Source organism: Chryseobacterium indologenes (assembly GCF_018362995.1).
Lineage (GTDB): Bacteria > Bacteroidota > Bacteroidia > Flavobacteriales > Weeksellaceae > Chryseobacterium > Chryseobacterium indologenes_G.
In genome coordinates this window covers 1495696-1507794 of record NZ_CP074372.1, presented here as the reverse complement: position 1 = coordinate 1507794, position 12099 = coordinate 1495696, and the positions used below count along the sequence as shown (strand labels likewise).

11 protein-coding genes are annotated in these 12099 nt (G+C 36.7%); all 11 read left to right on the top strand.

The window, feature by feature from the left end:
• The first annotated feature begins 28 nt into the window (after positions 1 to 28).
• Complete coding sequence (locus DYR29_RS06850; protein WP_213279858.1) at positions 29 to 862, top strand: SDR family oxidoreductase; 834 nt, start codon at positions 29 to 31, stop codon at positions 860 to 862.
• Between the two features lie 123 nt (positions 863 to 985).
• A complete protein-coding gene (locus DYR29_RS06845) occupies positions 986 to 1414 on the top strand; it encodes an SRPBCC domain-containing protein (RefSeq protein ID WP_213279857.1) in 429 nt (142 codons plus the stop codon).
• Between the two features lie 70 nt (positions 1415 to 1484).
• Positions 1485 to 1943: an SRPBCC family protein gene (locus DYR29_RS06840; RefSeq protein ID WP_213279856.1), complete on the top strand. Its 459-nt coding sequence runs from the start codon at positions 1485 to 1487 to the stop codon at positions 1941 to 1943.
• A gap of 99 nt (positions 1944 to 2042) precedes the next feature.
• Positions 2043 to 2501: a DoxX family protein gene (locus DYR29_RS06835; RefSeq protein ID WP_213279855.1), complete on the top strand. Its 459-nt coding sequence runs from the start codon at positions 2043 to 2045 to the stop codon at positions 2499 to 2501.
• Between the two features lie 174 nt (positions 2502 to 2675).
• Positions 2676 to 4679, top strand: coding sequence for a S9 family peptidase (locus DYR29_RS06830; RefSeq protein WP_213279854.1), 2004 nt, complete (start codon positions 2676 to 2678; stop codon positions 4677 to 4679).
• Positions 4680 to 5469: 790 nt separating this feature from the next.
• Positions 5470 to 6024: an RNA polymerase sigma factor gene (locus DYR29_RS06825; RefSeq protein ID WP_228451546.1), complete on the top strand. Its 555-nt coding sequence runs from the start codon at positions 5470 to 5472 to the stop codon at positions 6022 to 6024.
• An 11-nt stretch (positions 6025 to 6035) separates the two neighbouring features.
• On the top strand, positions 6036 to 6368 hold the full coding sequence (locus DYR29_RS06820; protein ID WP_213279853.1) for a hypothetical protein: 333 nt from the start codon (positions 6036 to 6038) through the stop codon (positions 6366 to 6368).
• A gap of 91 nt (positions 6369 to 6459) precedes the next feature.
• A complete protein-coding gene (locus tag DYR29_RS06815; RefSeq protein WP_213279852.1) occupies positions 6460 to 6720 on the top strand; it encodes a hypothetical protein in 261 nt (86 codons plus the stop codon).
• A gap of 136 nt (positions 6721 to 6856) precedes the next feature.
• Positions 6857 to 7501 carry an alpha/beta hydrolase gene (locus tag DYR29_RS06810; RefSeq protein ID WP_213279851.1) on the top strand — a complete coding sequence of 215 codons (645 nt, stop codon included), beginning with the start codon at positions 6857 to 6859 and terminating at the stop codon, positions 7499 to 7501.
• A gap of 377 nt (positions 7502 to 7878) precedes the next feature.
• Entirely contained in the window at positions 7879 to 8526 is a 648-nt protein-coding gene (locus tag DYR29_RS06805; RefSeq protein ID WP_213279850.1) for a J domain-containing protein, read from the top strand.
• 637 nt (positions 8527 to 9163) lie between these two features.
• Entirely contained in the window at positions 9164 to 12022 is a 2859-nt protein-coding gene (gene gcvP / locus DYR29_RS06800; protein WP_213279849.1) for an aminomethyl-transferring glycine dehydrogenase, read from the top strand.
• Positions 12023 to 12099 lie beyond the last annotated feature (77 nt).

Here is a 12099-nt window from a genome sequence, read left to right as displayed (position 1 = left end):
TGATATGATTTAGAGAAAAGATTTGCATATGAAAACACAGAACAAATCAGACTCTAAGTCGAAAGTCCCTAAAGAAGGGCTGTTCCCGGAAATTATCCGGAACGATTATCAGGGAAGCCGGAAGCTGAAAGGTAAAAAAGCAGTTATTTCCGGCGGAGACAGCGGCATAGGACAGGCTGTAGCCGTTCATTTTGCCAGAGAAGGAGCAGATGTTGCTATCATCTACAAAGAAAGTGACGATGATGCCAGAGAGACCCAAAAACTGGTTGAAAAAGAAGGACAGAAATGCATTCTCATCAAAGGAGATCTTACCCGGAAAATATTCAGGACCAAGTGTGCAGACAAGATTAAAAAAGAGTGGAAGAAGCTTGATATTCTTGTAAATAATGCAGGAATTCATACTTCCAAAAGCAGTCTGGAAAAAATCTCTGATGAACAGATTCAGGAAACATTTGATACCAATATCATTTCTATGATTTCTTTCACCAGAAATTTTCTTCCGCTGATTGGGAAGGGAGGAAGAATCATCTGCACAACTTCTGTCACAGCATACCGCGGAAGCGATCATTTACTTGACTATGCCGCCACAAAAGGCGCCGTACTGTCTTTTATTCGCTCATTGGCAGATAATCTTGCCGAAAAAGGAATTCTCGTGAATGGAATTGCCCCCGGACCTATCTGGACTCCACTGGTGAAAGAAGCCTTTGATGATCTTTCCAAATTTGGAAAAGATACCCCGCTGAAACGTGCGGGACAGCCGTCAGAAGTAGCACCGGCTTATGTTTTTCTTGCTTCAAAAGACGCAAGTTACATCACAGGAGAAATCATTCATATCAATGGAGGTGACTTTGTAGGAGGATAGAATGAAATGCTGGATGCCAGAAGTTAGAAAATCACAGATCAATACATTCTTACTCTAAAACTCTAAAACCTTCAGACACAATCACCTGCAACCTATTATCTACAACCTAATACCTAAAATAAAATGGAAAAATTATCATATGAAATAGAAATCAATGCCGAACCTGAAAAAGTATGGAGTGTCCTGTGGGCAGATATCACATACAGGCAGTGGACAACGGCATTTACAGAAGGTTCTTTCTATGAAGGAACACTCGAAGAGAACAATATTGTTAAATTTCTTGACCCCAAAAACAACGGAATGTACAGCAGGGTAGAAAAGGTTATTCCTAATGAAGAAATAAGATTTCTGCATCTGGGAGAAATTTATGAAGGTATTGAAGTTCCTCAGGACTGGGGAGAAGCAACAGAAGCTTATTTCCTTGAAGAAAATGAAGAAGGAACACTGCTGAAAACAGAAATACAGACTCCTGCGGAATTCAAAGAATTTTTTGAAGAGAAATTTCCAAAAGCGATGAACATCGTTAAGCACCTTTCAGAAAATCAGTTGTAAATATCTCAGGTGTTAATATACCTGAGATTGAAAGTAATTCAATAGCCAAATCACTGTAAAAAATATAAAAATGGAAACCTTATCATACGAAACAGTAATTGATGCCCCTTTACAGAAAGTATGGGACATTCTCTGGAACCCTGAAACATATAGTGAATGGACCCGGTTTTTCGGTGCGGGATCTGTCATGAAATCCGATTGGAAGATAGGTGGAAAGACCTATTTTCTTAATGCTGAGGGAGAAGGAATGGTTTCAACCATAGACAGTATGGAAGAACCCCATCAGATTGTTTTTAAACATCTGGGAATGGTAGATAAAAATGGAGTAGAAGACACCCAAAGCAAAGAAGTAATGGAATGGAACGGAAGTTTTGAAAAATATTTCCTGATCGACTTTGGAGGAAAAACAAAACTCCATGCTGAAGTTCAGGTTGAAAAACAATGGGAAGATCACATGAACACAGGCTTTACAAAAGGTCTGATGGTTGTGAAGAGCCTCGCAGAAGGAGTAAGCCTTGATTCAGTGTAAAGGAATTCAAAATTTAAAATTTCAAGTTCAAGGTCCCTAATCCCCGCCACCTATCATCTGCTACCTATTACCTATTACCTATTACCTACCATCTAAAATATGAAACTACTCGTAATACTTTTCGCAACATTTATTCTGGCTTTGCTGGGAACTTTTTTAGTTCAGGGAAAGCCGGATTTTATATTTTCAGGAAACCTGGGAATGGCTGTATTTGTCTTATTTACAGGCTTTTCCCACTTTAAATTCCAGAAAGGAATGGCCATGATGATTCCCGAGTTTATTCCCGCCAGAATGTTTTGGGTATACTTTACAGGAGTTTTAGAAATTGCTGCAGGAATCGGACTTATGATTCCCGGCATTCGTGAAACGACAGCTGTTTTACTGATCATTTTTTATGTATTGGTTTTTATTGCCAATATCAATTCTTCCAGGAAAAGGGTTAATATTTTTAAAGCAGATTACACCGGTCCGGGAATGAAATACCTTTACACGCAAAGGATTCCCATGCAGATTATTTTAATAGTCTGGACCTGGTATTTCGGAATATATTTACACTAAATAAAAAGACAGTCATTGAGGCTGTCTTTTTCATATAATTGATGTTTTTTTTAATTAATTGATACTATAGTGTAACGTTTTATAGGGATAGTATGTCTTATTGTATAAATGCATTTGTTTTTATTGTTTTGAAAATAAGCGCATTCTATAACTTTAACCCTAAAAACAGAAGTTATGAATTTAAATCACAAAATTTTCGGTACAGCCATTATTGTACTATCCACTATGATGATCAACGCACAAAGCTCTACTGCCAAACTGCCGGGAGATCCTACTTTGCCATCTTCCAAGGCTAATCTTGAGAAACTTATCTCTTATGATAAAGGAAATTTCAAATACAAAGTTGAAGATTACTTTGCAAGACCAAAAGCTTCCGTATTTAAAATCTCTCCTGACGGAAAATACCTTTCTTACAAAGAAAAAGATCAGGATAAAAAAAATCATGTATATGTTAAAGACCTGAGTACAGGAAAGATCACTAAAGCCATTGTTGAAAAAGATGACCTGATCAAAGCTTACGGATGGCTGAACAAAAAACGTCTTTTTTATACACAGGATAGAGGAGGAAATGAAAACATCCACCTGTATGCTACCGATACAGATGGTGGAAATCAGAAGGATTTAACGCCATTTGACGGTGTAAAAGTGCAGTCTATTATTCCTATAAAAGATACTGATTTCGTTGTGGTTACTATGAATAAAAACAACAAGCAGATCTTTGAACCTTTTAAAATCAATTTCGTTACAGGGGAAATGACCCAGCTGTATGAAAATAAAGATGTCAACAGCCCTATCGACGACTATCTTTTCGATAAAGATGGGAATCTGAGAGGCTATAGCGTCCTTGAAAACGGATTAACAACAAAGACCTATTATAAAGATCTGCAGACAGGAAAATTCAACCTGATCAAATCCGCAGACTGGTCTGATACCTTCAGTATTATAGAGTTTAATGAAAATTCTAAAAATAAAGATGAAGCATATGTAGTAACGAATCTTGATAGTGATAAAGCGAGAATTGTACTGTATGATCTGAAAAAAAATGCAGTGATTAAAGAAATTTATTCCAATCCGGTATATGATGTAAGCTCAATAAGCACAGCAGGTAAAAACAGAAACTATGAACTTGACTATATCAGCTATGAAGGCACAAAAGGAGAAACAGTTCCGGTAAGTAAATTTTATAAAGAAATACATGACAAATTAAAATCTCAGTTTGGAGACAAGGAATTTGGAATTGCTTCTTCTGATGATAATAATGATAAACTTCTGGTGGTTGTAGGAAGTGATAAGCTCTATGGAACCTATTATGAATACGATACCAAAACCAAGCAGACCAAACTTCTGTACAACCTGATGCCTCAGCTGAAGGAAGAAGAGATGGCTGAAATGAGACCTATCGAATTTAAAAGCAGGGATGGAATGACTATTCATGGATATATCACATTGCCTAAAGCAGCGCTCGAAGGTAAAAAAGTTCCAATGATAGTGAATCCTCACGGTGGTCCGCAGGGAATCAGAGACAGTTGGGGATTCAATCCGGAAGCACAGTTGTTTGCAAGCAGGGGATATGCCACCCTTCAGGTCAACTTCAGGATTTCCGGAGGCTATGGAAAATCATTCCAGAAAGCAGGCTACAAACAGATCGGAAGAAAAGCGATGGATGATGTGGAAGACGGGGTAAAATATGCGATCAGTCAGGAATGGGTAGATCAGGATAAAGTAGCCATTTACGGAGGAAGCCATGGTGGATATGCTACGCTAATGGGATTGATTAAAACTCCAGACCTGTATACTTGCGGGGTAGACTATGTAGGAGTATCCAATATCTTTACCTTCTTTGATTCATTCCCGGAATACTGGAAGCCTTATAAAGAAATGGTAAAACAAATCTGGTATGATCTGGATAATCCTGAAGAAGCAAAGATTGCCAAGGAAGTTTCACCGGTGTATCAGATTGATAAGATTAAAAAGCCCCTATTTGTAGTTCAGGGAGCTAATGATCCAAGGGTAAACATCAATGAATCTGATCAGATTGTAAAAGCAATGCGTGCCAAAGGTTTCGAAGTTCCTTACCTGGTAAAATATGATGAAGGACATGGATTTGGAAAAGAACCGAACAGAATTGAGCTTTACAAATCAATGTTAGGATTCTTTGCAGAAAATTTTAATAAATAAACTATTAAATAATATTTGAACGGAGGACTTAGGTCTTCCGTTTCTTTTTATGACAAAGTCATTGCGAGCAAAGCGAAGCAATCTCATGATAAGTTTAATAAATGGAGTTGGAAAAGCGCAAAGTCGCCAAGGTTTTACAAGCGGTATGCTTTAAGGCGCAAAGATTTTATCTCCGATAAAATTGTACAGTCCTAAAGATTTTACGGATATTTCAACGGCAATTTGTTATTCCGGGCGAAGCGAGAAATTCAGGCTTCGTGTTGAAAATAGCTCTTCTTGTTAATTATACAGGTATTGATAAAAAAATGTTTAATAACCCTTGATTTACACTGATATACAAGAAAATAAAAAGAATCTCATTTGCTGAAAATCTTTGATTTTCTTGCGCCTTACAATTATACATAATAATGATAAAAACTTTGCGCCCTTGCGTTTTCCAACCAAAAAAAATATATATGGAAATACAAAGATTTTATCATTCATTACTTATTATTTATCATTGATTACTTTAGCCCCGATAGCAGCGGTTACCCCGGAGCATGAATGGGAGCGTCGGAGGGTAAGGTTGGGGGATAGTTTGGCGTGAGGAGTATGAGCGGATAGCGGGAATAAGCTCCTAAAGAAATGATTAATGAATAATAAGCAACGAGTAATTTTGTAATAATTGAGAAGATAAAAATGTTGATGAATAAAAGAAAAATTGAAATGTAAGAAAAATATTTTAAATTTATTAAAGTAAAACCAAAAGGCTGGCCGTCATAGCAATATGGAGGTTGTCGAAAAAATAACAATGCCACAGAAGGAGAAAGAAAGCATCATCTCACAGACCGTTTCCAACTACGGAGGGAAGCTGATGTCCTATATTCGTCCGAAAGTGAAAAACACGGAGGATGCGGAAGATATTCTGCAGGAGGTGTGGTATCAGTTCAGTAGCCTTACGAATATTTCGGAGATCGTAAATGTTGGTGGGTGGTTGTATAGGGTAACGGCAAATAAAATTACAGACCGTTACCGTAAAAAGAAAACAGAAAATCTTGAAGATTTCGTATATGAGGATGAAGACGGTACGTTTTCTATCAAGGATATCTTATTGATGGATGACAGCGCCGGTCCTGAGGTGAAGATGTTTCAGGATGAGATCTGGAAAAAACTGTTTGAAGCACTGGACGAACTTCCCGAAAAACAAAGACTGGTCTACGTAGAAAATGAACTGAACGACAAAACCCTCCAGGAGATTGCCGATGAACAGGGAGAAAACATCAAAACCATCATCAGTAGAAAAAACTATGCTGTGAAGCATTTGAGAAACAGATTGAGAAAACTGTACGAAGATTTAAAAAGTTAGAAAAAGAAATTATGAATCATAAACACAAAAAGGGTTGGATTTTTTTATTGTTATGTCCGCCATTAATTTTAGCCGCTGTTACATGGATTGTAATGCTGCTTTGGAATTGCCTTCTCCCGGAGATTTTAGGAGTAAAAGCCATTACATTCTGGCAGGCAATGGGAATACTGATCCTAAGTAAAATTCTTTTCGGAGGTTTCCATTTCGGGAAAGGAATGAAAGACTTCAAGGAAAGAAAAATGAGTGAAAAAATGGAAGGCTGGTCTCCTGAAGAAAGGGAAAAATTCAAAGAAGTCTGGAGAAATAAATGTTCAGGCGGATTCTTCAACAGAAACAACGAATAATTTGAAAATTTTAAGAAGTAGTAAAGTAAAATTAAAATTCATTCGTCTCTATAAAAAACAAGAAGTAGTAAAACTTAAAATTTTGAAAAAAATGAAAAATTCAGCATTAAAAGGAGCTCTGGGAGCATTAGCCGTTGTAGGTGTCGCCTTAATCGCTAAAAAAGCAATACAAAGAAAAAGATTTATCAAAGGTATTTTTGATGAATATGGAATCAAGGAAAAATCACCTTTCGGACTGGCAGATAAGATCAGAGAAATGAATGATGAAGACTATCAGGAACTGAAAGGGAAATTCAAAAAAGAATTCCATTCAAGATGCTGCAAAAAAAAGGATAATACCTTCGAAGCATAATACGCAAAGACTAAATTGAAATTGTTACATTCCGGCGCGGGAAGCAGAGCTTCCCGCGCCGGAATTTTTATTTAAAAATACTTCCTGTAAAGGCTTTTAATACTATATTTGTTATTACTAAATGTTATTTCCGGCTATGATGAAGTGTAAGAATATTTTCTTTGTGGTATTTTCGTTTTTCTCAATCATTATATTGGGTCAAAAGTCCCAACAAAAACAGTATATTTTCTTCTTACATAATAAATTTTTAGAAGGGCATTCTTTGGAGGAGAAACATCCAAAATATGGGGTTGCAGAATATGAAGAAATACTTAATAAACTAAAGGATCAAAATACGGTTGTTATTTCTGAGAAAAGAAAAGCAGATACCGATCCAGTAGCTTATGCAGGAAAGGTGAGAAAGCAGATTGACAGTCTTATGAAAAAAGGAATTCCGGCTGGGAGGATAACCGTGATAGGAACTTCTCAGGGAGGTTATATTGCACAATATGTGTCTTATTATGAAAAGAATCCGAAATTGAAATTTGTGATCATTGGAGCGAGTTTCAAAGATGATTCTCTGGAAAAAGATAAGAACTTTAAGCTTTATGGAAGGATTCTTTCTATTACGGAGAAGTCAGATGATGGGCATGTGTCGTTATCGAAGGAACAAAGGTTGATCAGATCCGGTATTAAGGATTTTAAAGAAATAGAGCTTAATACAGGACTTAATCATGGTTTCCTTTTCAAAGCCCTCAATGATTGGATTGTTCCGGCTAAGGATTGGGTTTCCCATAAATAGATGCTGGTCGGTGTATTACCGTTTAGTTCTTATGATTGAAGTTGCTGCGAAATGATCTGTGAAATCTGCGAGAAATACCTTTAATATGATATTGAGATTCCTCGCTTTGCTCGGAATGACAAAGGGGTTGTTGAACTCATTTAATTCGCAGTATTTGTTGAGAAGTACAATTTTATCGGAGATAAAATCTTTGCGTCTTAAAATATGCAGTTTGAAAAAGAACTAGCGTCTTTGCGTTTTCCAACCTTAAAATAATAAATGATATTGAGATTGCTTCATCTTCGATTCACAATGACTTTTAGATCCTTTTTTCTATCAAAATTTTACCATAAACATCAAACACAAAGAAAAATAAATTCTTATTTTTGTATTTCTCAATGAAAGATTACTACTATTTTCTCGGTATATCACAGGATGCTTCAGAAGAAGACGTCAAAAAAGCCTATCGGAAACTGTCTTTAAAATATCACCCCGATAAAAATGATAACGACGACTTTTTTGCTGACCGTTTTCGCGAAATTCAGGAAGCTTATGAGACGTTGAGTGATTCTGTCAGAAGACGTGCTTATGATCAGAATTTAGAAAATCATCAGAAAAGTTTCAGGTATAATATTCCACCTGCGATCAAAACTTTTACAGCGAATAAAATTCATGCGAAAAAAGGGGAGGAGATTATCATCAACTGGCAGACGAGTAATGCTGATGTGGTGAAAGTATTGCCTTTCGGGTTAGAAAAGCCTTATGGAGAGAGGATCTTTAAGATCACAGAATTTAAAGATGGGAAATTCCAGCTTCTGCTTCATGCAACGAATTCTCTTTTGCATAAAACCGTAGTTCAGGGAATCACCATCACAGAAGTTTTTGAAAATGATACTGAAAAATTCAAAAATTCAGTAGAAGAAATGTTTAAGCCACAACCCAGAACGGTAATGAACAGGTATGGACAGCCTAAAATTATAATGCTGTTTTGGGGAATTATCGTACTGGCAATTGCCTTATACTTTTTGATAAAAACGTTGGCCTAGCCTAAGCCATTTTCTTTCTTCCCGGGCATTTTTTGCATCTTTTTCCTTTCTTGAACTTTTTACAACACGATTTCTTTTCACAGAACATCTCTTCGTTATTGAATGAGTAAGGTGCCAAAGGCGGAACTTTAAAAGGGACAATCATATTCATGCTGCAAATATATTAATTTAGAATAAATATAATTAATAAAATTTCATAAAATTCTTTAAACCTGATGTATAGCAGTTATAGCGTGCTTTTTTCCGGATTAATGGGCTTAAATTTCATACCGGATAATTTCTTACATTCACCATAAACTAGGTTTAAGCTTACACTTTGAAAAAAATAAGTTTTACCGACTCTTTTTAATATAAGTTTAATTAATAGGTTAAAATCCATTGATTAAATCCATTATTTTAGCAATACATAATGTACTTAATTATATGTTAATTAATATTTTTCCTTATATATTATGTATAGAATAGTGGTTATTATTAATGAAATTATTGCAAACCTTATCATAAATTACGAAATGTGAATTATTAGAAAAAGTCACAAATAGAGGTGTGAATTATCACCTCGGTAGTACTCTTGTGAAATCGTCCAAAAAATTGTAATTTTACCCATCTTTTTACAAACAAAATCTAATAAATAAAAATGAATACAGAACAGTTTGTGAGCCGTCACATTTCCCTTAATGAAGCCGATAAACAGGCGATGTTGGAGAAACTTGGCGTTTCTAGTATTGAAGAGTTAATTTCTCAGACCATTCCATCTTCTATCCGTTTAGAGAAAGATCTTGAGATCTCGGAACCGCTTTCTGAATACGAAATGTTGAACCACTCAAAAGAATTGGCATCTAAAAATACAGATTATACGAGTTACATCGGATTTGGATACCACAATACACTTTTGCCTTCAGCAATCCAGAGAAATATTTTTGAAAACCCTAGCTGGTATACGGCCTACACTCCATATCAGGCAGAAATTGCACAGGGAAGACTTGAAGCTCTTCTTAATTTCCAGACTGTAGTATGTGATCTTACAGGTTTTGCATTAGCTAATGCATCTTTGCTGGATGAATCTACTGCTGCAGCTGAAGCAATGCATATGTTCTTCAACAACAGAACAAAAGACCAGAAAAAAGCAGGAGCTAATAAGTTCTTCATTTCTGACCTTGTTCTTCCTCAAACAGTTTCTGTATTAAAAACAAAAGCTGAAGGATTAGAAATAGAAATCGTAGTAGGAGATCATAAAACACACCAGTTTGATGGTTCTTATTATGGAGTTTTATTACAATATCCTGGTAAAAACGGAATCGTTTTAGATTATACAGAAGATATCGTAGAATACAAAAAACTTGACCTTCAGGTAGCTGTTGCTTGTGATCCTATGGCTTTGGTAAAACTAAAGTCTCCGGCAGAAATGGGCGCTGACTGTGCGGTAGGAACTACACAGAGATTCGGTATTCCATTAGGGTACGGAGGTCCTCACGCAGCTTTCTTTGCTTGTAGAGAAGATTATAAAAGAGATATCCCTGGAAGAATCATCGGAGTTTCTCAGGATATGTACGGAAGACGTGCATTAAGAATGGCGTTACAGACAAGAGAGCAGCACATCAAAAGAGAGAAAGCTACTTCAAATATCTGTACAGCTCAGGTTCTTTTGGCAGTAATGGCAGGGATGTATGCTGTTTATCACGGTCCGAAAGGATTAAATTATATCGCTGATCAGATCCACTTTAAAGCAAATGCTTTGAAAGGAGGTCTTAAAGCATTAGGATATCAGGTAGTGGAAGAACCAATCTTCGATACTGTGAAAATCACAATGGCTGAAGATGAAAAAGGAAGATTAGTAAGACTGATGCTTGATCACAAACTTAACCTTAACTATTTCACAGAAGGTGTAGTAAGTATTGCAATCAATGAAAGTACAACATTAGAGAAATTGAACTATCTGATGGCTTCTTTCGCTCAGTTTAAAGACAAGCAGACTTTCAAATTAGAAATCAAAGAAGGATACAGCATTCCTGAAGAAAACTTAAGAAAAGACGAAATTCTTACAGAATCAGTATTCAACAAATACCACACGGAAACAGAATTGATGCGTTACATTAAGCGTCTTGAGAGAAAAGATTTATCATTGACTCATTCAATGATTTCTTTAGGATCTTGTACGATGAAACTGAACGCAGCAACTCAGATGTTACCACTTTCATGGGAAAACTGGGGTGCAGTTCACCCATTTGTACCTGTAAATCAGGCGGAAGGTTACCAGGAAATGATCCGCGAACTGGAGAAAGACCTAGCAGAAATTACAGGTTTTGCAGGAACTTCTCTTCAGCCAAACTCTGGAGCTCAGGGTGAGTACGCAGGATTAATGGTAATCAGAGAATATCATATCTCAAGAGGAGACCACCACAGAAATGTAGTATTGATCCCTCAGTCTGCACACGGAACCAACCCGGCTTCTGCTGCAATGGCAGGAATGAAAATCGTAGTTGTGAAAAACCTTGAGAACGGTGAAATCGACTTCGAAGATCTTAAAGCTAAAACAGAACTTCATTCAGCAAACTTATCTGCTGTAATGATCACTTATCCTTCAACTTACGGATTCTTTGATGCTAACATTAAAGAAATTACCAATCTTATCCACGAGCACGGAGGACAAGTATATATGGATGGCGCGAACATGAACGCTCAGGTAGGATTTACAAGTCCTGGAAACATCGGAGCTGACGTTTGCCACCTTAATCTTCATAAAACTTTCGCAATTCCTCACGGAGGTGGAGGTCCTGGAGTAGGTCCAATCTGTGTTGCTAAACACCTAGTACCTTTCCTTCCTTCTAACGCGAATATCAGAATAGGGTCTAAAGAAGCTATTGAAGGTATTTCTGCTGCACCTTACGGTTCAGGATTGATTCTTAATATTTCTTATTCTTACATCAAGATGTTGGGAACTGAAGGTCTTAAAAAGGCTACAGGTCACGCTATCATGAACGCTAACTACCTGAAAGAAATTTTAGCAGAGCATTTCCCGATTTTATATTCAAACGAAAACGGAAGAGTAGCTCACGAATGTATCGTAGATTTCCGTCAGTTTAAATCTTTAGGAATTGAAGTGGCTGATGTGGCGAAGAGATTGATGGATTATGGTTTCCATGCTCCTACCGTTTCTTTCCCGGTTGCAGGTACTTTGATGATTGAGCCTACAGAATCTGAAAGTAAGTCTGAAATTGACCGTTTTGCAGAAGCATTGATCTCTATCAAAAAAGAAATCGATGAAATTGCTAATGGTGAAGCAGATGCAACAAACAACGTATTGAAAAACGCTCCTCACACAGAACAATTGGTCATCTCTGATTCCTGGGATAAACCATACAGCAGAGAAAAGGCAGCTTATCCGTTAGAGTGGGTAAGAGACCACAAATTCTTCGCTTCTGTATCAAGAGTAGATGAAGCTTATGGAGACAGAAACTTGGTATGTACTTGTGAGCCGATTGAAGCTTATATGTAATCTTAGTTTTTTAACTATAAAAAAATCCCTTTCAGTAATGAGAGGGATTTTTGTTTTTGTCATTGCGAGCGAAGCAA